Genomic DNA, 22433 nt, shown 5'->3' on the forward strand with positions numbered 1-22433 from the left:
GCGATCGCGAGCGCGGCTTCAATCGAGCACACCCAGGCGCCTCGCATGGTCCGCGGCCTGAATCTTCGTCGTGACGCCCAGCTTGCGCTTCGCATTCTGCAAATGAAAATAGACGGTCGCGCTCGCGATGCCCAACTGCGTTGAAATCTCCGTGGCCGTCTTGCCGTCCGCGCTCCATTTGAGCATTTCGATCTCGCGGGGCGAGAGCCGCTGCAGGTATCGCCGCGCGTTTTCACCGTCGATCGAATTCTGGATCTTCGATGTCACGCACTCGGCCAGAATGAACAGATAAGGCTGCAGCGCGTGGACCTCGTCGACGCTGACCGGCTCCCGGTCCCGGGCCAGCGACAGCAGCGTGAAGATGCCGCCGCGCGCCCAGGACGACTGGCCCAGGCCGGCGCGCAGGCCGAAATCCTGCGCCTCCGACCACAGCTGCTGCGATTTCACGAACAGCGCGTCATGCCACACGACCGGGCTGCGCGTGCGCATGCCGAGGCGGACGGTCGGGTCGATCGCCACGTAGTCGCGTTCCAGGTAGCGCGCGAGCCAGGCGTCCGGGTAGTTCGAAATGATGCTTACCCCGTCGTCCTTGGGAGACGCGGTGCCCTTGGTGCCGAATGCCACGCGCTCGAATCCGAGCCGCCGCGCGCAGTGCTCCATATTCTGCAAAATCTCGGCATCGGTCAGGGCATGGCTGAAGCCGGTGAATACTTCGTTCCACCATGTCGAAAGATTAATATTCATTTGACATCCTTAATGAATCTTCATGGTCAAGGCGAGTCAGCGAATGTCGTCGGTTGATTGGTTTTCCATGACTTCGGCGGCCGCGCGCGTTGCCGCGCCCGGCCCGTGGTCGTGCGGCCGTGGCTTGAAACCGGCGGATGAAGAATCAGGGAAACCGTGGCTTCCGGAACGTTCGACGCGGATCGTCATCCGCGTCGCGCAACACGATGTGCCTCGTTTTGCTGCGTACTGTCTTGAAGCTGATGCCATCGACGTCATGACCCACGGCCGGGATCCGAGGCGCTGGGCCTTCGCGCGCGGCGTTCCGCGATGGGCCGCGCACCGCGCCGCATGCCGGAATCGCGCGCCGCCGCCTGACCGTGGTCTTCCGCGCCGTCATGCCCCGCAATCGCCTTGCCGCGGGTGCGTGGACTCGGCTTCGATCCCCGCGTTCGCGCAAGGTCATGCGCGGAGGCTCACGCTCCGCCCGACACCCTGGATCTTCCAGCTGGAATCATTGCAGCATCCGAAATTATGATGACGCTGCCATGACGTAATGATTTTCTGGAAATTAAGCGAATACTCAACAGTTGCAACAAATTCGACAAACGCATCGAATGTGTCGCATGATAAAAAGATACCTTGATCATTCGGGATACGCAACAATGATTTCCGATGTTTTTGTATGTGTGATTCGATATTGACAATATGCTTTCAAAATCAGAATCGATTTATTCCGTTGGGGCTGGATTGCATTTGATGTGAGGCTGCTGTTTTCCACGTCGCGCCAGGCCTGGCAGGTGATTTCGGGAGAGGCGGCTTCAGGCGTCGATTGGAATTGCCATTTTGAAATTGTAAGGTTTGGCGGTGGGCAGGTGGATTCGAGTCATTGTTTCGTCCTGATCGAAATACCCGGAATTAGGCCGACGATATTCGGAATGGCGTGGCGCTGCGGATATTGTTTATCTTTCCGGATCGATAGCGTCTATTATTCGAGTCAAATTGAATATTGAGTCGGGTTCGCAATGCGGCATAAAGCGCGTTGCGCCGGAAGCATTGCCGAACACAGGGAACGGATCGTGGCGGAGAGGGGCGCGCCCTGGAACCGAGGACGCGCGGAGCGCGATATCAGGGGACGCGGAAAGGCGAAGGCCGCGCGCGGCGGCCGCCTTCAAACCGACTTCATCGTGGGACCGCAGGCAGCCGAGGTTCCGGTCGCGTGGTGAATACGCGGTCGCGCAATGCCCGCTCGAGCGTCAGGCCTGAGCGCCGATGATTTCGTATTGCTGCTTCGTCGCGTCGACATGGAGCACCGTGTCGAGCACGCGGATGACGGGCGGATGGCCATAGACCTTCTCGACCATCGCCTTGTATTCGTCGTCATGCCAGCGGGCCGCCGCTTCGCGCGTGCGCCAGACGTAGACGCCGCCGCCTTCGTGCGTGGCGTCGTCGTAGTAGTACCACTTGTGCAGCAGGTCCGGGTTGGTCGACCACTTGATCGCCGCTTTTTCATAGTGTCCCAGCAGCGTCGGCAGATCGATATCCGGCCTGAGTTTGAAGAAAACGATTTCAGTGACCACGGTGCACCTCATTCATGTGGGGGTGAACTGGCTGGCTCGGCGTAACGATTCCCGCTTCAGGTCGAGGCATGTCGACCGCGTCCAGATCATAGACCATCCGTGTTTCAGGTACGCGACGCGCGGCGGTCATTCCGCCGGACGGCCGAGCCAGCGCGACGCGTCGCGCCGCCAGTACCAGTGCGCGAGCCCGGGTGTCTGGAGCAGCGCCAGCAAGCCGAACGCCGCCGAATAGGCTTCGGGGGGATAGTGCAGGTCGGACGACGGGGTCCAGCAGTCGAGAATCAGGCCGAATACGGTTTGAACCAGGAACGAGCCGAGAAAGATCAGCAGGTTGAGCAGCGTCGAGGCCCGTCCGGTCAGATGCCGGGGCACGGCTTGCGAGACCAGCGAGAATTCGAGCCCGCCGATCGCGCCGACGAGCGTGAAGGCCACCGTCAGCATCGGCACGAGCGGCACGCACCCGTACGCGGCCGCCGCCTGCACCGCGACGAACAGCGCCACGCCCACGCCCGCGACGTCGATGAGCCGATAGCCGCGCCGCGCCGCCCAGCCGCCCAGCGCGCCGACCAGCAGCGCGCCGGCCACGATGCCGCCCATGCTTGCGAACAGAACGTTGGCGGTCGTCGCGCGGTCGAGGCGGGCGACATCGCTGACCCAGCGTCCGAGCCATACGCCCTGCACGCCGAATGCGACCGCGTGCGGCAGCAGCACGAGCGAGAGGGTGCGACGGAAGCCCGGCACGCGCCATACGTCCAGGAACGATGCCAGGGCGCCGGGGCCCGCAGGCGCGGTGGGCGTCGGGGCGTCCAGGGCGGGCGGCGCGAGGAGCAGGGTCGTCGCGATGGCGAGCGCCAGGCCGCCGGCGATCCACACGAAGAGCACGTGCCAGCTCATGACATGCAGGGCCCATTCGACGGGGGCGGTCGCCGCCATGGAGCCGAGGCCGCCCACGGCGATCATGCCGCCGTTGAGCACCGGCACCCGACGCGCGTCGAATGCCGTGGAAATGGCCTTGACGGCCGCCATGAAGGCGCCGGCCATGCCGATGCCGCACAGCGCGCGCGCGGCGAAGAGCGTGGCGAAATCGCGGGCCGCCGCGAACAGAAGCGCGCCGGCCACGGCAACGCTCAGGAAAGCGATCTGCGTGCGCCGCGGGCCCCAGCGATCGAGGCTCAGGCCCACCGGCAGTTGCGCGAGACCGAGCGCGAGGAAGTAGACGCTCGACAGCAGGCCGATGCGATCCGCGCCGAGCGGCATCTCGGCGACGAGATACGGCGTCAGGACGGCATTGACGTTGCGGAAGAACAGCGAGAGGAAATGGCCGAGCGCGAACGGCAGGAAGACGGCGAGCAGCAGCCGATGGAAAGCGGGTTCGGTCGACGATGGCGTGTCCGGCATGGCGGGTGCTCAGAGGATGTGGGCGCGCAGACGCGCGGTCGCGGTCCGGACGCAATCGGCGCGCCGCGTCGCTCGCGGCCCGCGTCGGCGGCGCGCGGCAAGGCTTCGGCGACCGTCGACGCGATGGAGCGAAACGACGCCGTGGCTGTCGCCGCCGGCCTGCATCGAACGAGCGCGGCCGCGCGACGCGCCGCGTGCGCCGGGGCGAGACCTCACGGCCGGCCCGGCATGCGCACGCGCGGCGCACCGACGTCGGCGCGCGGCTCCGGACCTTGCATCCGCCTGCATGCGACGCGCGTTCCGCCGGCCATCGCCGTCACGGTTTCATGCCGCGTCGGGGCCGGTCGCGGCCGGACTCAAGCGTCCTTCGAAGCGCGTCGTCGCCGGCTCGCCGGGTGTGTGCACGAGATACCACGAGCCGGCTTCGCCCTCGCGCATGAAGCAGCCCAGCTGGGCGAGCTGCGGCATGTTTTGCAGGGTGATCAGGATCAGCGATTCAGCGCCCTCGCGATTGTCGAAGCCGTGCGAGTGAAACGGCGGCACGAAGACGATGTCGCCCGCCGCGATGGCGCGCGCCTCGCCCGCGCCTTCGATGCAGGCCGCGCCGCGTCCGGCCTGGACGATATAGAGATGCCAGAACGAATGACGATGCGGCGCCGACTGCTGCCCCGGCCTGATTTCCTGCAGCACGAGCGAGAGATCCGGCGCGATCTCGCCCTGGCTGCCGCGCGTGTTCGCCGTCAACACGATCGCCTGCGGCTCGCCCGGCGGCAGGCCCGCGAGCGCGGCGGCAAGCGCGCCGGCCGACCAGAAGGCGGGCTGGTCGGCCGGACGGCTCACCCGGTTCAGATACGCGCGAAGCGTCATGATGTTCGCGTCCGCCGCAAGACTCGTCGTCATTCCATCGCATCCTTTCGAAGATCGGTCGACCGGCTCATCCGGGGCGCGGCATGCGACGCATCCCGCGCGTCGACGCGCATCGCGCGCGGGTCCGCATGCCGCCGCGATCCGGGGCCATGTGAAGTATCTCGCGCCGCGAAGCGCGCGGGCGCGGGGCGCGTGCGTTACCCCTAGCGCTTTTTATAGGCGGACTGTTCCGGCGCCGTCACGCGCGCGGTGCCGTCCGCTACGATGAATGCTCGAAGGATCCGGCTCGACGACTCGATGCGCCGCGAGGGCGGCGCGACATCGATGCGCGGACATGCCGGACGGCGGGCGATGCATCGTCCCCGCGACGGAAGTCGCGCGCGGAGCGGCGCAGTCGACCGGCATGAATGGCGTTCAACGAGGGCGGGTTCGATCGAACGGGCCTGCGTTTCCCCACACGAGAAGGAGAGAGCATGTCCGCGCAGCTTGAAAACGGGTCGGAGAACAACATCTACATCGACACGCTGACGTTCAAAGACTATCTGCAAGACCTTCGCGAGCGCTGGCCCGATCTCTATACGCTGCTCGATCCGGCGCGCATCGACGACGACGCGATCGCCCGTTACCTCGATGAAATGAATCGCCTGTCCTGGGAGTTCGAAGGCAACGAGATCGGCGGTCGCGGGGCCGCCTACAACAAGACGAATCTCGCGCAGCAGAACTACGACAATCGCAGCGTCGGCATGATCAGCCTGATCAAGTGCTTCTCGCCGGACTACAACGCCATTCCCGGTGCCGATTTCCGGATTCTCGACGTGCTCGGCGGCGGCGGCACGGTCGCGCGCTTCTTCACGACGCTGGGCGTGCATGCGCCGACCATCGTGACGGCCGATCTCTCCAATCTGATGATCAGCGCCTGCCGCGCGAAGCATCTGCCGTATATCCGTCAGTCGGCGGGCCGGAGCCTGTTCCGCGACGACGCGCTCGACGGCGTGCTGATCGCCTACGGCAGCCAGCTCCTCGACCTGGAGACGCGGCAGCTCGCGGTGTCGGAAGCGCATCGCACCGTCAAGCCCGGCCACCGGCTCGTGCTGCACACCTTCGAGATCGGCGATCGCGTCGCGAACTTCTTCGACGAAGTCGTGCATCCGTATTCGCGCACCGGGCATCCGAACGCGCACTTCACGCGCCCGGGCCTGCTGGAGCTGCTGACGCGCGCGGGCTTCCGCGACATCCGGCTGTTCGAGATGGCCGACCCGTTCGTCCTGCGCGGCGCGACGCCCGAGGAGGCGAGACGCAACGCGATCCGGCACGTGTACGGCATGTACGACCTCATCAAGGTGGCCAGCTCGGACGCGGGCGTCGAGGCGGCGCTCGAGCCGCTCATCGAAAAGACGCTGGGACCGATCTCGGTCTCGCGCGAGCGCGATCACTACGTGGCGGAGATTCCGCGCGCGACCTTGATCGCCGTGGGCACCAAGGCCGGGGCGCGCTGAAGCGGCGGGCGCGACGGTCTCCCGCCGTTCCTCGCCGTCCGGGGGGCGGACGGCGGGAGATCGCGCGACGCCGATGAACCGGGCCGCGTCGATGTCGCGGATCGATCGCGCAGGGTACGGGGGCGTGTCGTGCGCGTCTGCCTCGCCGGACGAAAGGAAGGCAACGGGCGCGAGTTCGGCATGGTTTGTCTGACGCGGCCGGCCAGACGCGGTCGGCTAGACGCGGTCGGCCAGACGCGGCCGCGACGCTACAGGGCATCACCCATTCAAGCGGGATGAACAACAACGACCCGTCGACTCGACCGGTTCCACCGCAACGCCGCATTGCATCGCGGGCGAGGCATGGCCGCGAGAGCGCCGCATGGACGCGGCGCGGACGATCGAAGTCGAAATCCGTTCTCACAGATACCTGAGAGGCATGCGCCATGCAAGACAGTCCGGTGTGGAAATTCAAGCCGTATACGAGGCAGACGATCCGACAGGCTCCACAATGGGCGAAGCTGTCGGCGGATTTGCAGGAGGCGGTCGATACGGTCTCGCACGTCCTGCCGTTTCGCGTGAATCCCTACGTGCTGAGCGAGCTGATCGACTGGGACAAGGTGCCGGACGATCCGATCTACCGCCTCGTGTTTCCGCACCGTGACATGCTGCCCGACGCCCAGTATGTCCCGTTGCGCGATCTGATCGCCCGCGGCGCGTCGGACCGCGAGCTCGAGCCCGTCGTGCACGCGATCCGCATGAGCATGAATCCGCATCCGGCCGGGCAGATGACCCACAACGTGCCCTACCTCGACGGGCGGCCGCTGCCGGGCCTGCAGCACAAGTACAAGGAGACGGTGCTGTTCTTTCCGAGCGCGGGCCAGTCGTGCCATGCCTATTGCACGTTCTGTTTCCGCTGGCCGCAGTTCGTCGGCATGGACGAGCTGAAGTTCGACGCGCGCGCCTCGGACGATCTGGTGGCCTACCTGAAGACGCGGCCCGAGGTCACCGACATCCTGATCACGGGCGGCGATCCGCTCGTGATGAACGCGCGCTCGCTCGGCGAATATCTCGAACCGCTGCTGGCGCCCGAGCTGGCGCACGTCCAGAACATCCGCATCGGCACCAAGTCGGTCGCCTACTGGCCGCAGCGCTTCGTCAGCGATCGCGACGCCGACGATCTGCTCAGGGTATTCGAGAACGTGGTGCGGTCCGGCCGCAATCTCGCCCTGATGGGCCACTACAACCACCCGCGCGAAATACAGCATCCGATCGCCCAGCAGGCGATCCGCCGCATCATCGCGACGGGCGCGACGTTGCGGATCCAGGCGCCGGTGATCCGGCACATCAACGAGGATCCCGCCGCGTGGGCGGATCTGTGGACCACGGGCGTGCGCCTCGGCGCGATTCCGTACTACATGTTCGTCGAGCGCGACACCGGCCCGAGCGATTACTTCAAGCTGCCGCTCGCGCGCGCCTACGAGATCTTCCAGGCGGCGTACCAGTCCGTCTCCGGTCTCGCCCGCACCGTGCGCGGTCCGTCCATGAGCGCGTTTCCGGGCAAGGTCATGATCGACGGGATCGTCGAGCTGGGCGGCGAGCAGGTCTTCGCGCTGCAGTTCCTGCAGGCGCGCAACCCCGACTGGGTGCGGCGTCCGTTCTATGCGAAGTTCGATGCGCAGGCATCGTGGCTCGATCAGCTGACGCCCGCGTTCGGCGAGCGCCAGTTCTTCTTCCAGAAGGCGGCCGACGGCGCGCGCGAGCCTGAATCGATCGTCCGCATCGCGCGCGACGACGGCCGGAACCGGCACGAGACACTGGAGACGACGAATTGACGAACCGCCCCGATTCTTCCCCCGAGCCCTACGAGGTCTACGCGCTGCGCTACGCGCGCCACGACGGCCGCCGCAGCGGCGAGAACTACCTGGGCGAGGACCCGCACGGCGATGCATCGGTGGGCTTCGACTTCTACATCTGGGTGCTCCGCAACGCGCAGCGGACCATCGTGGTCGATACGGGGTTCACGCCGGACATGGCGGCGCGGCGCCGCCGCACCTACCTGCATTCGCCGCTGGCCTTGCTGCGCGAGCTGGACATCGATCCCGCGTCGGTGTCGGACGTCATCATCACGCACATGCATTACGACCACGCCGGCAATATCGGCGGGTTTCCGCGGGCCCGCTTCCATCTGCAGGAGGCGGAGATGGCGTACTGCACCGGCCGCTGCATGTGCCACGACGTGCTGAGAAAGCCGTTCGAGGCGCGCGACGTCGCGGCCGCGATCGAGAAGCTGTACGCGGGGCAGGTGCGCTTCGTCGACGGCGACCGGCCGATCGCGCCGGGCGTCGGCGTGCATCTGCTGGGCGGCCATACGGCCGGCCTGCAGGTCGTGCGGGTGCTCACGGCGCGCGGCCACCTCGTGCTGGCCAGCGACGCCGCGCACTACTGGGACAATCTCCGCGCGCGCCGGCCCTTTCCCATCGTGCTGGACGTGGCCCGCATGCTCGACGCCCACCAGCGCATCGAGGCGCTCGCGGACGGTCCCGACCACATCATCCCCGGGCACGATCCCGGCGTGCGCCTGCGATTTCCGGCCTGGAACGGACACGAGGACATCGTCCGGCTCCACGCGGAGCCCCTGCGCTAGAACGAGCCGCGCGGCGGCGCCCCAGACAGCAGGATCGACGGAACGTGGCATCGGGCCACCGACCAAGGAGCATGCACATGCAGGTCATCCATATCGCAATCGTCGGCCTCGGACCGCGCGGCCTCACCGTGCTGGAGCGGCTCCGGGAACATGCGCGCCGGCTGCCGGCGGGCGCGCGCCTGAGGATCGTCGCGTTCGATTGCGGCGAAGCCGGGCAGGGGGCGCACCGCGCCCTGCAGCCCGACCACCTCATGATCAATACGGTGGCGTCCCAGGTCACGATGTTCGCGCCCGAGAGCGCGGCGGGCGAGGGCGACCGCTCGCTCGTCGAGTGGGCGCACGAGGCCGGCTACCGGCGCGCCGGCGAGCGTTTCGTGCTCGCGGCCGGGGACGGCGACGCGCTGCCGATCACCGAGGCGGACTACCTGCCGCGCAGCCTGCTCGGCGAATATCTCGCCTGGGCGTACCGCCATGTCGTCGCGCGGCTGCCGGCCGGGATCGAGGTGATCCATCGCCGCGCGCGCGTGACGGATCTGATCGAGGACGCAGGCGGCTACCAGGTGATCGCCGACGGCCTCGGCGCGCAGCGCGTGGACTATGTGTTCCTGACGACGGGCCACGGCAGCCGCAAGCCGACCGACGAGGACCGCGCCTTCGCGGCCTTCGTCGCGCGTCACGCGGGCCGCAACGAGGCGCTCGCGTATTTCGCCTCGCCCTATCCGGTGGAGGGGCTGGGGCGCATCTCCGCGTCGTCCACCGTCGCCGTCCAGGGGCTCGGGCTGACCGCGCACGACGTCATCTCGGCGCTGACCCTGGGGCGCGGCGGCCGCTATGTCGAGCGCGACGGCGAATTGCATTACGAAGCTTCGGGCGACGAGCCGGCCATCCGTCTCTTCTCGCGCAACTGCCTGCCGTTCGCGGCGCGCGGCATCAACCAGAAGGGACTGGCCGGGCGTCATCGCGCGCGCTTCTTCACGCCGCAGGCGGTCACGGCGAAACGGCGCGCGGTGCTCGCGGCCACGGGCGATCCGCGGATCGATTTCGAGCGCGACGTGCTGCCGCTCGCGGTGTGCGAAATGGCCTACGCGTATCGCACCGCGCTGGAGGGCCGGGAGATCGACCCCGAAGGCTTCGCGCCCACGGCGGAGGAGCTGACCGCGATCGAGGCGATCCTGTGGCCGCTCAAGGGGCGGCGCTTCGAATCGTTCGAGGCGTTCCGGCCGTTTTTCGACGGACTGTTCCGCGACGATCTGCGCGAGGCGTTCAAGGGCAATGTGTCGAGCCCGGTGAAGGCCGCCACGGATGTCCTGCGCGACACCCGGGAGGCGCTCCGCACGGCGGTCGAATACGGCGGCCTGACGCCGGCGTCGCATCGCCGCTTCATGGAGGACTTCAACGCGACCACCAATCGCGTGTCGTTCGGCCCGCCGCGGCGTCGCAACCTCGAATATCTCGCGCTGCGCCGCGCGGGGCTCATCGACATCGCTGGCGGGCCGGGCGCGCGCGTGATCGCGGACGACGCCCAGGCGCGCTTCCGGATCGAGGCGGACTACCCGGGCGGCACGGCGCGCTGCCATGCCGACGTGCTGGTGGTGGCGCGGCTCGACGCGTACTCGCCGCTGACCGACGCATCGCCGCTGTCGGCCAGCCTGCTGGCGCGGGGCCTGGTCCGCCCGTATCGCAACGGCGACTATCACCCGGGCGGCATCGACATCGACGCCGGCCTGCATCCGATCGACGCCGCCGGGCGCGCGCGCGCGAACATGTGGGCGATCGGCTTCCCGGTCGAGGGGGCGCATTTCTACACGCATGCGTTGCCGCGCCCGCTGATTCGCTCCCGCCAGACGCAGGATGCCGAGCGCTGCGTGCTCGATCTGATCGGCTCGATCGAGGCGCGTCACGCCGGCGGGGCGCACGAGCATTCCGACGCGGCGGCGGCGCCGGACGAGGCGCTGTCCGGCCGGTAACGCTCGCCGCCGCCGAACGCCTGACGCAACCCCGAAGGAGACCTCTCTTGATCAAGCTGCACGGCTTTTACCGTTCGTCCGCCACGTTCCGGGTGCGGATCGCGCTGAACCTGAAGGGCGTCGCCTACGAGAGCGTCGCGCGGGACCTCGAGCGCGGCGCGCAGCGCGAGCCGGCCTACCTGGCCCTGAACCCGCAGGGGTTGGTGCCCGCGCTGGAAGTCGACGGCGTCGTGCTGAACCAGTCGCTCGCCATCATCGCGTATCTCGACGAGCGGCATCCGCTGCCGCCGCTGCTGCCCGCCTCGGCGGCGGAGCGCGCGCGGGTGCGGGCGCTGTTCCAGATCGTCGCGGCGGACACCCATCCCATCACGTCGATGCGCGTGAGCGCCTATCTGAAGGCGCACGGCTTCCAGGACGCCGGGGTGCGCGCATGGCAGCACCACTGGCTGCGCCGCAGCTTCGATGCGCTCGACGCGCTGTTGAGCGCCGAGCGCGGAACCGGCCGCTTCAGCCACGGCGACCAGCCCACGCTCGCGGACATCGCGCTCGTGCCGCAGGTTTATTTCGCGCGTCGCGTGGGACTTGAATTGGACGCGTGGCCGACTATCATCCGCATCAACGAGGCCTGCCTGGCCGAGCCGGCGTTTGCGCACGCGCATCCGGACCGGCAGTGAGGGCGCATCCGCTTCACGCTGACCGCCGGGCGCGCATCCGGCATGCCTCCGGAGCGGCGCGCCGCGTCGGGGCGGGGGAGCGGGGCCCCGGCCGAATCTCACCCCGAATCCAGTTGACGTCATCCCATGTCGAGACTTATAGGAACCTCTCCATGTCCAAGCTGCTGTCAGCCTCCGTCGCAACCGCGTTTTCCCTGTTCCTGATTGCCCCGCCGGCGTGGTCCGAAACCGCGGTCATCGACAATCCCGTCGACTGGCCGACGCAGTGCGCGCCCAACGTCGAGCCCACCGCGGCGGACCTGGCGTTCCAGCGGATGGGCAAGCTCACGGAGGCCGAAATGACGCCGGCCCAGCACGAGGCGGCGCTCAAGATCGCATCGGGCCCGCGCGGCTGCATCTTCGGGCCGTTCGCGGTGTTGCAGCGCAGCCCGGAGGTGCTGACGCGGCTGCAGCTGCTCGGCGAATACCTGCGCTTCAAATCCATCCTGCCGCAGCACCTGCGCGAATTCGCGATGCTGATGACCGGCCGCTACGTCGCCGCGCCCTACATCTGGTACATCCACCAGCCGATCGCGCTTCAGCACGGGGTCACGCCCGCGCAGGTCGCGGCGCTCGCGAAACAGGAGCGTCCCGCGCAGTTGGACGACGACGAGGCCGTGGTGTACGACGTGCTGGACGAACTGCATCGCCGCAACGAGGTGAGCGATAAGGTCTACGCGCGTGCGCGGGCCCGTTTCGGGGAGGACGGCATCGTCGAGCTGGTGGCGCTCGACGGCTACCTCGCCGTGATCGGCCGCGAGCTGAATACGGCGCGTCTCGCGGTGCCGGCGTCGGTTCGCATTCCGTTCGCCGCGCCTTGGGAGAACGCCTCGCCGACGGCCTCGCAAACCACTTCGCAAACCGCTTCGCGCACGGAATGAGCGGCATGCGCGCGTTTTTCGCCGACCTCAGCGGCCAATCGATCGCGATGGGGATCTTCGCGGCGGTCGTGGGCTATACCAGCTCGGTGGCCGTGGTGATCAACGGGATGCTCGCGGTCGGCGCCTCGCACGCGCAGGCCGCCTCCGGCCTCGCGATCCTGGGCGTCACGATGGGGTTGACGGCGATCGGGCTGAGTCTCGTCAGCCGCATCCCGATCTCGATCGCCTGGACCCTGCCTGGCATGGCCCTGCTGTCGACGCTGCCGGTGCCCGCCGGCGGCTACTCCGCGGCGGTGGGCGCCTTCATCGTCACCGGCCTGCTGATCATGCTGGCCGGCGTATGGGCGCCGTTCGGCAGGCTGATCACGCGGATTCCCCCGCCGATCGCCAATGCGATGCTGGCGGGCATCCTGTTCAAGCTGTGCCTCGCGCCGTTCGAGGCGCTGCGGGAAACGCCGACGTTCGCGGCGCTCGTGATCCTGACCTGGCTGGTGGTGGGGCGCTTCCATCGCCTGTGGGCCGCGCCTGCCGCGCTGGGCGTGGCGGTCGCCGCCATGAGCTTCGCCGGCCGGGGGCCGGCGCAGGCCTTCGCGCTGCCGGCGCTGGAATGGGTGTCGCCGAGCTTCGACTGGCACGCGCTCGTGTCGATCGCGCTGCCGCTCTTCATCGTCACGATGGCCTCGCAGAACATCCCGGGCTTCGCGGTGCTCTCGACCTATGGCTATCAAGCGCCGGCGCGCCTCTCGTTCCTCGCGACCGGGGCGGCGTCGGCGCTCTCGGCGCTGCTCGGCGCGCCCGCGATCAACCTGGCCGCGGTCACGGCCGCGCTGTGCGCCGGGCCGGACGCCCACGCCCGGCCGGAACGGCGCTATCCGGCGGCGGTGGTGGCGGGGCTCGTGTACGCGGTGATCCTGCCGCCCGTCGCGTCGATCGTGATCACGCTGGTCAGTTCCTCGTCCTCGCCGATCCTGATCGAGGCGGCGGCCGGTCTTGCGCTCACGGGCGCGTTCAGTTCGTCGATGTTCGGCGCGATGCGGGACGAGACGCACCGTTTGCCGGCGCTCGCCACTTTTCTCGTCACGGCTTCCGGTTTCAGCCTCTACGGCATCGGCGGCGCGTTTTGGGGTTTATGCGCGGGACTGCTGATTCATGTGCTCTATGCGACCGGCTCCAGCGGGCGTCGCGGGGCTTGAGACGTCGGCGGGGTAAGGCTGGCGCGGCGTTGCCGAACGCGCGTCGCGCATTTTCCTTTCCGGCGGCGCGACTGCCGCGCGGATCGATGAGTTCGAATCGACCCGGTGATTTTCGTCGATTATCAAATGGAGATCGGATCAGGCTATTTCTGTAAAGAAACTATTTTTTCGAAAACGTCGATTCAAGATCTTGTCAGCGCTTTTTAATCTGATTAGACTGGCTTCCGTAAAAAGAACGCGCCGGGAAAATCCAATTGAGTGCATCCTGCCCAATTGGCGTGATTGCTGTTTTTCTGAAATTCTATAAATCCCCTCATTCATTAAGGCACGGCAAATCGCCGCGCGGATATTGCTCGCCCATTGGTTTTCGATGAGGCGAATTCGTGAAGATGGGCATTGGGCATGACCGCATTGCCGGCGGAGGGACGGGGCTTGCCGGGCATCGGCGCTTCAAGCAGTGCTGTTGGTCGCGCACGCATTTCGGCGTGTGCGTTTATTTCCCATGTCAAAGGAATGAAACATGCAACGTAAGACTTGGCTTATCGCATTGGGCGCGGCGTTCACCGCGCTGTCCGCCCACGCGCAGCAGTCCGGGGCGGTATCGCCTTCCGCCGTCGCGCAGGGCGAGATCGTCAGCTCCCAGACGATCAGCGACGCCGCCGGCACGACCAGGATCTATCGCTCGATCCGCGCGGCGGATCCCGCCGATGCGCGCCGGTCGGTGCTCGTCGAGCAGGTGCTGAAGCAGGCCGGGCCGGGCAGCCTGGCGTTCGTGCGCGGCGAGCAGCCGGTCGACGCGGTGCGGCACCGCCAGCAGCAATGCGCGGCGCTCGGCGCGGTCGATGCCACCGAGGAGTCGGACGTCACGTTCGACGAACGGATCCTGGACGCCACGCTCTGCAAGAGCGCGAATCCCCAGCAGCAGGCCGGCGCAGCACGTGCGGCAACCGCGCTGGCGGACCAGGGCATCACCATCATCGTGCCGGGGATCCTGGCCCGGCTCCAGCAGCCGACGCAACTGCCGATGCACTTGTGGGTGTCGACGGTGCAGATCGGGACCGTGACGCTGTCGGTTTCCTCCGAGCCCTTCGGCGTCGGCAACCTCCAGTTCTACACCTACGGCGGCGTCAACAATTTCCAGACGGCTCTGACCGTGCGCGCCTCCAAGCTCGGCATGTTCCCGATCAACGCGCGCGCGTGCGCACCCGGCATCGGTTGCGTCGACGATTCGCGCGGCCGGATCAACGTGGTTCGGTGAGCCTGTTTCCGTATCTCGCCGGGGCATCGCCCCGGCGCGCCAGCCGGGTGTTGCCTGGCGATGTCGTCCGCGCACGCACCCTGGGCGTGCGCGTTTTACTTTCCTTACATCGGGATTGAAATATGCAACGCAATGCTTGGGTTGTCGCGCTGACCGCGGCCTTCACCACGTTCTCCGCTCACGCGCAGCAAGCGGACAGCCCGCCCGCCGGCGACCCGGCTCAAGAGGGCGTGGTCAGCTATCAGGCGGTCGGCAATGCCGCCGGCGTGACCAAGATCTACCGGTCGATCCGCGCGGCGGATCCCGCCGATGCGCGCAAGACGGTCGTCGTCGAACAGGTGCTGAAGCAGGTCGCGCCCGGCAGCGTGACGCTGGTGCGCGGCGAGCAGTCGGCGGAGGCGGCGCGGCACCGGCAGCAGCAATGCGCGGCGCTTGGCGCGGTCGATGCGACCGAGGAGGCGGACGTCACGTTCGACGAGCGGATTCTGGATTTCGCGCTCTGCAAGAGCGCGAATCCGCAGCCGGCGCAGCGCATGTTCGCGGCGGCGGGAATGCGCGCGACGGCGCTCGCCGCGGCACCCAAGGCGAATGACGAGGGCATCACCATCATCGTGCCCGCGGTGCAGGGCAAATTGTTACAGCCGACCCAGCTCCCGGTTCACTTCTGGGTGTCGTCGGTGCGCGCGGGGGAGATTTCGCTGTCGTTGCAGGCGCCGAACTTCGGCTTCGTCAATTTCAGGGGCACCACGAATGGCGGGGTCTACAATTTCCAGCCGGTGTTCACCGTCAAGGGCTCATGGCTCGGCACCTATCCGGTGACCGCGATCGGTTGCGCGCCGATTCCCGGCGGCTGCGTCAAGGATGAGCGCGGTCGCTTCACGGTCGTTCGATAAGCGGCGCGTCGTCGGCGTGGCGGGCGCGGTGCTGCGCGTTCGCTGCGCCGAACCGGCGCCATGTGTCAGCTCTGAAGCGTCAAGAGCAACCGTCTTCGATGTCAAGCAGGCGAGTGCGATTCTGCGTTCCAAGGGCGGCCGGACTTCACGGTTGCAATGAGAATGGCGAGCAATTTTCGCATTGCCGACCTGGGACGTTTCTTGTAGCCGCTTGGCAAGCGAGTTCTCTTTTATCCTAGAGGCAAGGAGAACTCAATGAAGAAGCGATTTACCGACGAGCAGGTCATCCGGATCTTGCGCGAGGCCGTCCTCGCCGACGTCGTCGTGGCAACGACATACGCCTGCCAGGCGCCACGCAGCCCAATTCGGTCTGGAGCTGCGACTTCGTGCATGACCAACTGGTAGACGGGCGGGCGTTGAAGATGCTTGGCGTGATCGATGAATACACCCGCGAGTGTCTGGCGATCGAGGTCGGCGCGCGCCTCCGGTCGCAGGATGTGATCCTGACGCTGTCGCGACTCATGCGGCTGTACGGCAAGCCCACGTTCATACGGTCGGACGACGACTGCTGCCAAGGTCATGCGCTGGCTGCGAGATGTTGCAATCGGCCCGGCTTTCATCGCGCCCGGCAGTCCGTGGCAAAACGGGCTCGTCGAGAGCTTCAACGGCAAGCTTCGCGACGAATTGCTGAACCGGGAATGGTTCCGCAGCCGCGCCGAGGCCAAGGTGCTCATCGAACGCTGGCGGCAGTTCTATAACGAGCGCCGGCCCCATGGCGCACATCGCTATCAACCTCCCGCCGCGGTCCGTCGAGCCTGGCTGGATTCCGATACTATCTATGCGAGACTCACTGCCTGATTGGTCACAAAATTCCGCCTCAGGTCAACTCCATAGGTCATATCGAACCTCTCGCGACGCGATAGACGTTCGAAACACCCGCGCCAAGATGTGAACAATTTATAAATGCACAAACTACTGATCAAGAAATTACGTATATTGTGAGCGACTTGAATTCGTGGCCCGTTAGGTTTACGTAAGAAAACCAATGGGTACCTTCATATGGGCGGGTATCAACTTAGCGAAAGAATCCGAACCGGGCTGCTCCAGCAAGACCGGCTGTTACGGCTGGACACGCCGCTGCCGGCGAGCACGTTCGTTGTTGTCGGTCCCGAAACTCGGTCGTGATTTCAGCTGGACCCTCGATGGGGTGTCGGGCGCGGGCGACGTCGAGCTGAAGAAACTGATCGCGCAGCCAGTCACCGCGTGGCTGCAGCAGGCGACAAGTCCTATCGCCCGTTCAACGGTTACGTGCACACGGCCCGCCGCTTGTGCGCGGACGGCGGTCTGACGAGTTATCAGCGGGTGTTCGCGTCGTGGCTGCATTTCCTGCGCTTCCGGCGCGACGAGCGCATCTGGCAGGACCGCGCCACCGAATCCACCGGGCGTTTGCAGCGAACCCAGGTCGCCAGGATTTGGGAAAACGAGCATTTCCTTCCGCCTGACCTGCCGTTTGCCACATTGGGTTCGTCCTCGCCGTCTCTCCGCCCTGCCTACCGGTTCTAGAAAATAAAGCGACAATGGTGAAACACCATGAAACTATTCAATATTCCTAAAGATATGAGAAATGTGAGCGATTCGAGCACAATCCATCACTGGCTCGTCGTCACCGCCGTGTGCGCGATAGCGGCATTGAGCGGTTGCGGCGGCGATGACGGCAGCGGTAGCCCTGGCGCCACGGCGTCAGCCATTTCGCCGAACGCGGCCGCGGCGAATCCAGCGGCTGGTTCGAGCATCACCTTGTACGCCAGCCCGACCGGATCGGGCGATTGCTCGCAAGGCGCGCCGTGCAGTCTGACCGCCGCCCAATCGGCCGTCCAGTCGCAACGAGCGGCCGGCAACACCAACGTGACGGTTCTACTCGCCGACGGCACGTACCGCTTGTCGCAGACCTGGCGATTCGGCGCGGCGGACTCCGGTGTGCCCGGCCATCCGGTGGTTTGGGCGGCCGCGCCCGGCGGGCATCCGATCATTTCCGGCGCGACGCAGATCACTGGATGGCAGCCATCCGGCGCGAGCAGCGTCTGGGTCGCCGCGGTGCCGTCGGGCGGCAACTCGCGCCAGTTGTACGTCAATGGCGCAGCCGCGCTGGTGGCGCAGCAAACCCCCAACCAACTCGGCTTCAGCGGAGGATGGGTGGGTTCGAAAACCGGCTATGACATCACGAGCGACAAGACCGCGAAGACCTGGTTCGCTCAGCTCACCGCGACGCAAGTCGCCAATGTCGAGTTCGTCTACACGCAGGGCAACGGCAATTGGACCGAATCGCGATGCCGGGTAGCCAGCTATTCGAACGGCGCGATCACGATGGCGCAACCCTGCTGGACCAACGTGACGCAGCGCGCCACCTATTCGAACGCCAGCGGCGGACTGCCGTCGATGTCGACGAGCACGATACCCTCGTCGATCCAGAATGCGCGTGTCCTGATCCAGCCGGGACAGTGGTTCCTCGATACGGCGGCCGGCGCACTTTACTATCAACCAATTCCCGGTCAATCGGTGACGGCGCTCGATATCGAGCTGCCCCGGCTGGAAACGCTGCTCCAAGGCGCGGGTTCCCTCGCTCAACCGCTGCACGACGTGACGTTCTCCGGGCTGCAGTTTTCCTATGCGACCTGGAACGCCCCGTCCGCCGCGCCCGGTTTCGCCGACGTGCAGAGCAATCTGCGCATGACGACGGCAACCGGCAATCAAGGCATGTGTAATTTCTCGTCGCCCACCGGTTCATGTCCGTGGGGCGCGTTGTCTCAACCGCTCGCCAACGTCAGCTTCAGCGCGGCGAACAACGTTACGCTCAAGGGAAATCGTTTCACCGCGCTGGGCGGCGCTGGCCTGGCATTCATGTACGGATCGTCCGGCAATCTGATCCAGAACAACGAGTTTGCGTCGATCGCCTCGACCGCCATCCTGTTGGGCTGCACGTCCGATCCCACGCCGACCGACGGCAAGGCAGCCACCGCCGCCGCGATCAAGCAGAACTGCAACCCGGACCCCACGCTCGTGAAGAACGATGCGATCGGCGCCAACGAGATCATGAAAAACAACACGATCTCGGGCAACCTGATTCACAACATCGGCACGGATTACCCATCGGCCAGCGCGATCACCCTGTTGTTCGGCCAGAAGACGTCCGTCACCCGCAACGAAATTCACGACGTACCCTACACGGCGATCACGGCCGGCGTCATCCAAGGGCATGTCGACAATTCCAACCATCCGTCCCAATCGACGAACATCAACGACAGCAACACGCTCAGCAACAACCTGCTGCACGATTACATGACGGGGCTGACCGACGGTGGCGCAGTCTATATCGAAGGCCATCAGGCGCAGTATCAGTACAAGGCGGACGGCACGACCCTCGATCCCGTCGCGACGCTGGCCCACGGCATCCAGGTAACCGGCAATGTGTCCTACAACAGCAACAATGTCATGCGGACCTACTACGATGACGCCGGCTCGGAATGGATCAACTGGTCCGGCAATGTGTCGTTCAATTCCACCGGGCCGTACGGCTCGGTCCAGGGCGGATGCGAACCAACCGGACACATCTGGTACACCGGCAATTACGCCGACGCGCCAGGCGGCGACTATGCCACGTGCCCGCCTCTTCCGATCGACACGCATAGCAGCGGAAACATCACCATCACGTCGTTGTCGGCCGTGCCGGCAACGGTGATGAGCAGCGCGGGGCGCGGCAACGATCCGGCGAATCTCTCCGAAAGCAGCGTGACGGGCCGGATCGGCGATAACGCGTCGCAACTGAAATACACCGGCTCGTGGCAACATGCCCACAACCGGTCCGTCTACTTCGACTACCTGCACGACCTTCATTACACGACGAACGACAACGATACGATGACGGTCGATTTCACCGGCACGGCGATCCAGGTCTTCGGCGAACAGAACACCGATCAGGGCAAGCTGGGCATCAGGATCGACGGCGGGCCACAGCAAACCGTCGATACGACGCCGGCGGACAAGCAACGGCATTCGAACGTCGCGGTCTACACGTCTCCGGTGTTGTCGCGCGGATCGCACACGCTCACGGTGACGAAGTTGTCGGGGACGTACGCGACCATGAACGGGGTTTACATCGTGCCTTGACGCCTTGCCGGATTTCCGCGTTCATCGCACCACGATCGCGGATCGATCCGACGACGACGACGACGCGCGCCGTCGTCGTCGTCGTCGCGAGCGGGTGTAGGCGTCCAGAATTGATGCTAACCGCGTTCACAGAAGCGCTGGCTGTGAAGCGTTAAGAGCAACCGTCTTCGATGTCAAGCAGGCGAGTGCGACGCTGCGTTCCAAGGGCGGCCGGACTTCACGATTGCAATGAGAATGGTGAGTAATTTTCGCATTGCGGCAACGAGCGCCACCTTCTTTGGCGTTCCCGTCATCACCAAGCGGGAGTAAAACGAAACAAGAACAGGGTTATGGCGTACCGCGGCAGGCGTTGCCATGTAAAGCGTGCATCGAACATCGGATCGCCCTCCGGAAATAGTTCGACGCCCACGGATCTGTCCGGAGTCGCGATTGAATGGGGCAACCCCCACCGGGGCCGCGATCCGCCGCCTGCAGAGCGATCCCAGTTCAGGCGGTTCCGCAGCAAGGGTAGCAATTGTGGCTGTTCCAATGCCGTTGACGCTTCCAAGGAGAGCTGAAAAGCCTATGTGATGCCGCTGGACGTGATCTTTGAGTTCGCACTAGATCCGACCAATTTGGATCTTGATGAACTCGATGGAGTGCTCGACGCTTGAGCTAACGCTGACATGGGCTTGGCGCAAATGTTGTCGCTCAGCAACCAGGGCAGAGACGAGTTGCCGACGACGCAGCACAAGTGCTTGCAGTCTCCTGAGCTTCGCATCCGCGAGTGGTTTGATGAAACGGTTACGCCGCGCCGCCTCGCATCCACCGAACCGACTATCCCAGTGCGGCGCTCCTGCGGGTGCCGAGCCACCTCGACACCCCAGCCCGGATCGTGACCGATCTGGGGGCGACGCTGCATCAGAACGCATGGCCATCGCGCTTGTCGGCGAGCAGACCCGCTACACCGGCCTGAATCGCTCGATCATCTACCGATGGTTCACCGATCCCGACCAGCGCCGGATTTACCACCCCGATGACCACGAGGCCCACTCCCGGCGCTACGTCGCATCGCTGCGGGCTGTCCACGGTCGCAGCGCCGACGATTCCGAGGCCGACGAATTCGCTGCGCTGTGGAAGCTGCACGAGGTCGCGGATCGGCGCCGCAAGCGCTATGTCCATCCGCTCGTCGGCATCTTGACGCTCGACTGCGTGATGCTGACGTCCGCCGACCTGACGGAACGGCTCACGATCTTCACCGCAGCGCCGGGTTCGCCGGATGCCGACCGCCTCAAGCTGCTTTCGGTGGTCGACGCGCAACATCCCGATCCGAAAAAAGCTGAGAAGCGATTGCGATATCAGGCAGGCGGCCCGACGCCAACGAAGCGGCGTGTCGTGACTGTCGGCGCATCTCGCTCACGGGAAGCGCGTCGTTCATTGACCGCATACCGGCGTTCCGCATTGTCGTTGCGCGCGTCGGCGCTGTGTCGCGACGCCCCTCGCCCCGCCGCCGATGCCCCGCGTTCGATCCCGCGCCATCTCGCGCCTTCGTGCCGTCTCGCTTGCCGCCCCGCGCCCGCGCCCTCCGCCTAGTGGTTTCCCCCGGGCGTCGCCTCCAGTCAAGAAAAAGTCGCCGCTGGTCGCTTCCGGACTAATCTGGCCCGTTACTTTGGAGTCCGTCGCGCGGGCCATCCCGGCCGCGCCCGCTCAATCCGACGAACGGGAGTCACCATGAAGCCGATCCCCACCGCGCTGCTCGGCGCATTGCTCGCCACCTGCGTCATGCCCGGCGCGGCCCGGGCGCAGGACCCGGACACCTGCCGCACGGTGCGCTTCGCCGACATCGGCTGGACCGACATCACGTCGACGACCGCGCTCGCGTCGCTGCTGCTCGACGGGCTCGGCTACAAGCCGACCACCACGATCGCCTCGGTGCCGATCTCGTTCGCGGGACTGAAGAACAAGCAGATCGACGTGTCGCTCGGCTACTGGTGGCCGGTGCAGCAGGCGCAGCTGCAACCGTTTCTCGACGCGAAGTCGATCGACCTGATCGAACCGCCGAACCTGTCCGGCGCGAAGGCGACGCTCGCGGTGCCGAACTACGCCTACGAGGCGGGCCTGAAGCGTTTCGAGGACATCGCGAAGCATCGCGCGGAGCTGGACGGCAAGATCTACGGGATCGAGGCGGGCAGCAGCGCGAACGCGACGATCCGCAAGATGATCGACACCAATCAATACGGACTGGGCGGCTTCAGGCTGGTGGAATCGAGCGAGGCGGGGATGCTCGTGACGGTCGAGCGCGCGGTGCGCGAGCACAAGTGGGTGGTGTTCCTGGGCTGGGAGCCGCATCCGATGAACCTGCAGATCGGCATGAACTATCTGGCGGGCGGCGACGCCGCGTTCGGCCCGAACTACGGCGAGGCGCGCGTCTACACGCTGACCGCGCCCGACTACCTGAAGCGCTGCCCGAACGCGGGCCGGCTGGTCGCGAACCTGCGTTTCACGACCGACCTCGAAAACCGGCTGATGCAGGCGGTGATGAACAAGACGCGCCCCGCGGAGGCCGCGCGCGCCTATCTGAGGCAGAACCCGCAGGTGCTCGATGCGTGGCTCGCGGGCGTGACGACCTATGACGGCAAGGAAGGCTTGCCGGCGGTGCGCGCCCACCTGGGCCTTTGAACGTTTCCACGAAGCG

General features: G+C 66.0%; 17 protein-coding genes and 3 pseudogenes. 14 read left to right on the top strand and 6 right to left on the bottom strand.

The annotated features are described in order from the left end of the window. Positions 1-18: 18 nt before the first annotated feature. The 5 genes from Bsp3421_RS07670 to Bsp3421_RS07690 all read right to left on the bottom strand — a co-directional run bounded on the left by Bsp3421_RS07670 (position 19) and on the right by Bsp3421_RS07690 (position 4601). Positions 19-744 carry a LuxR family transcriptional regulator gene (locus Bsp3421_RS07670; protein WP_273997777.1) on the bottom strand — a complete coding sequence of 242 codons (726 nt, stop codon included), beginning with the start codon at positions 742-744 and terminating at the stop codon, positions 19-21. A gap of 36 nt (positions 745-780) precedes the next feature. Further along, positions 781-933, bottom strand: coding sequence for a hypothetical protein (locus Bsp3421_RS07675; RefSeq protein ID WP_273997779.1), 153 nt, complete (start codon positions 931-933; stop codon positions 781-783). 1046 nt (positions 934-1979) lie between these two features. Further along, positions 1980-2303 carry a hypothetical protein gene (locus Bsp3421_RS07680; protein ID WP_273997781.1) on the bottom strand — a complete coding sequence of 108 codons (324 nt, stop codon included), beginning with the start codon at positions 2301-2303 and terminating at the stop codon, positions 1980-1982. Between the two features lie 126 nt (positions 2304-2429). Then, positions 2430-3701 (bottom strand): MFS transporter, encoded by a 1272-nt coding sequence (locus tag Bsp3421_RS07685; protein WP_273997783.1) that lies wholly within the window; start codon positions 3699-3701, stop codon positions 2430-2432. Positions 3702-4025: 324 nt separating this feature from the next. Beyond that, complete coding sequence (locus Bsp3421_RS07690) at positions 4026-4601, bottom strand: cupin domain-containing protein (RefSeq protein ID WP_273997785.1); 576 nt, start codon at positions 4599-4601, stop codon at positions 4026-4028. A gap of 440 nt (positions 4602-5041) precedes the next feature. Here Bsp3421_RS07690 and Bsp3421_RS07695 point away from each other — a divergent pair, with 440 nt between their 5' ends. From Bsp3421_RS07695 to Bsp3421_RS07750, 12 genes and pseudogenes are all read left to right on the top strand, one after another. After that, positions 5042-6064, top strand: a complete 1023-nt coding sequence (locus tag Bsp3421_RS07695) for a class I SAM-dependent methyltransferase (protein ID WP_273997786.1) — start codon at positions 5042-5044, stop codon at positions 6062-6064. Between the two features lie 425 nt (positions 6065-6489). Then, complete coding sequence (locus Bsp3421_RS07700; protein ID WP_273997787.1) at positions 6490-7878, top strand: KamA family radical SAM protein; 1389 nt, start codon at positions 6490-6492, stop codon at positions 7876-7878. Then, positions 7875-8690 (top strand): N-acyl homoserine lactonase family protein, encoded by an 816-nt coding sequence (locus Bsp3421_RS07705; protein WP_273997789.1) that lies wholly within the window; start codon positions 7875-7877, stop codon positions 8688-8690. Before Bsp3421_RS07700 ends, Bsp3421_RS07705 begins: the two co-directional genes overlap by 4 nt. A 77-nt stretch (positions 8691-8767) precedes the next feature. After that, the gene (locus Bsp3421_RS07710) at positions 8768-10657 is read left to right on the top strand and encodes an FAD/NAD(P)-binding protein (RefSeq protein ID WP_273997790.1); all 1890 of its coding nucleotides are present in this window, start codon (positions 8768-8770) and stop codon (positions 10655-10657) included. 47 nt (positions 10658-10704) lie between these two features. Continuing rightward, positions 10705-11331 carry a maleylacetoacetate isomerase gene (gene maiA, locus Bsp3421_RS07715; RefSeq protein WP_337995272.1) on the top strand — a complete coding sequence of 209 codons (627 nt, stop codon included), beginning with the start codon at positions 10705-10707 and terminating at the stop codon, positions 11329-11331. Between the two features lie 152 nt (positions 11332-11483). After that, positions 11484-12251, top strand: coding sequence for a carboxymuconolactone decarboxylase family protein (locus Bsp3421_RS07720; protein ID WP_273997791.1), 768 nt, complete (start codon positions 11484-11486; stop codon positions 12249-12251). 5 nt (positions 12252-12256) lie between these two features. Beyond that, positions 12257-13444 carry a benzoate/H(+) symporter BenE family transporter gene (locus tag Bsp3421_RS07725; RefSeq protein ID WP_273997792.1) on the top strand — a complete coding sequence of 396 codons (1188 nt, stop codon included), beginning with the start codon at positions 12257-12259 and terminating at the stop codon, positions 13442-13444. A 520-nt stretch (positions 13445-13964) separates the two neighbouring features. After that, complete coding sequence (locus Bsp3421_RS07730; protein WP_273997794.1) at positions 13965-14702, top strand: hypothetical protein; 738 nt, start codon at positions 13965-13967, stop codon at positions 14700-14702. A gap of 122 nt (positions 14703-14824) precedes the next feature. Continuing rightward, positions 14825-15595 carry a hypothetical protein gene (locus tag Bsp3421_RS07735; RefSeq protein WP_273997796.1) on the top strand — a complete coding sequence of 257 codons (771 nt, stop codon included), beginning with the start codon at positions 14825-14827 and terminating at the stop codon, positions 15593-15595. A 302-nt stretch (positions 15596-15897) separates the two neighbouring features. Continuing rightward, positions 15898-16453: pseudogene (locus tag Bsp3421_RS07740) on the top strand (integrase core domain-containing protein); the annotation flags it as partial. 201 nt (positions 16454-16654) lie between these two features. After that, positions 16655-17029, top strand: a pseudogene (locus tag Bsp3421_RS07745) (phage late control D family protein); the annotation flags it as partial. Positions 17030-17185: 156 nt separating this feature from the next. Further along, positions 17186-19759, top strand: a complete 2574-nt coding sequence (locus Bsp3421_RS07750) for a right-handed parallel beta-helix repeat-containing protein (RefSeq protein ID WP_273997797.1) — start codon at positions 17186-17188, stop codon at positions 19757-19759. Between the two features lie 173 nt (positions 19760-19932). Here the strand turns inward: Bsp3421_RS07750 and Bsp3421_RS34275 are convergent. Continuing rightward, positions 19933-20547 (bottom strand): annotated as a pseudogene (locus tag Bsp3421_RS34275) (transposase); the annotation flags it as partial. A 121-nt stretch (positions 20548-20668) separates the two neighbouring features. Between Bsp3421_RS34275 and Bsp3421_RS07755 the strand changes: the two are divergent. Together Bsp3421_RS07755 and Bsp3421_RS07760 are read left to right on the top strand one after the other, a co-directional pair. Next, positions 20669-21331 carry an MmyB family transcriptional regulator gene (locus tag Bsp3421_RS07755; RefSeq protein WP_273997800.1) on the top strand — a complete coding sequence of 221 codons (663 nt, stop codon included), beginning with the start codon at positions 20669-20671 and terminating at the stop codon, positions 21329-21331. 138 nt (positions 21332-21469) lie between these two features. Continuing rightward, positions 21470-22417 (top strand): choline ABC transporter substrate-binding protein, encoded by a 948-nt coding sequence (locus tag Bsp3421_RS07760; protein ID WP_273997801.1) that lies wholly within the window; start codon positions 21470-21472, stop codon positions 22415-22417. Positions 22418-22433 lie beyond the last annotated feature (16 nt).

This window comes from Burkholderia sp. FERM BP-3421, from assembly GCF_028657905.1.
Lineage (GTDB): Bacteria > Pseudomonadota > Gammaproteobacteria > Burkholderiales > Burkholderiaceae > Burkholderia.

Coding starts and splice junctions, on each gene's coding strand:
- Bsp3421_RS07670 (WP_273997777.1), bottom strand. CDS start 744: ATGAATATTAATCTTTCGACATGGTGGAACGAAGTATTCACCGGCTTC.
- Bsp3421_RS07675 (WP_273997779.1), bottom strand. CDS start 933: ATGACGATCCGCGTCGAACGTTCCGGAAGCCACGGTTTCCCTGATTCT.
- Bsp3421_RS07685 (WP_273997783.1), bottom strand. CDS start 3,701: ATGCCGGACACGCCATCGTCGACCGAACCCGCTTTCCATCGGCTGCTG.
- Bsp3421_RS07690 (WP_273997785.1), bottom strand. CDS start 4,601: ATGACGACGAGTCTTGCGGCGGACGCGAACATCATGACGCTTCGCGCG.
- Bsp3421_RS07695 (WP_273997786.1), top strand. CDS start 5,042: ATGTCCGCGCAGCTTGAAAACGGGTCGGAGAACAACATCTACATCGAC.
- Bsp3421_RS07700 (WP_273997787.1), top strand. CDS start 6,490: ATGCAAGACAGTCCGGTGTGGAAATTCAAGCCGTATACGAGGCAGACG.
- Bsp3421_RS07710 (WP_273997790.1), top strand. CDS start 8,768: ATGCAGGTCATCCATATCGCAATCGTCGGCCTCGGACCGCGCGGCCTC.
- Bsp3421_RS07720 (WP_273997791.1), top strand. CDS start 11,484: ATGTCCAAGCTGCTGTCAGCCTCCGTCGCAACCGCGTTTTCCCTGTTC.
- Bsp3421_RS07725 (WP_273997792.1), top strand. CDS start 12,257: ATGCGCGCGTTTTTCGCCGACCTCAGCGGCCAATCGATCGCGATGGGG.
- Bsp3421_RS07730 (WP_273997794.1), top strand. CDS start 13,965: ATGCAACGTAAGACTTGGCTTATCGCATTGGGCGCGGCGTTCACCGCG.
- Bsp3421_RS07735 (WP_273997796.1), top strand. CDS start 14,825: ATGCAACGCAATGCTTGGGTTGTCGCGCTGACCGCGGCCTTCACCACG.
- Bsp3421_RS07750 (WP_273997797.1), top strand. CDS start 17,186: ATGAAACTATTCAATATTCCTAAAGATATGAGAAATGTGAGCGATTCG.
- Bsp3421_RS07755 (WP_273997800.1), top strand. CDS start 20,669: ATGGCCATCGCGCTTGTCGGCGAGCAGACCCGCTACACCGGCCTGAAT.
- Bsp3421_RS07760 (WP_273997801.1), top strand. CDS start 21,470: ATGAAGCCGATCCCCACCGCGCTGCTCGGCGCATTGCTCGCCACCTGC.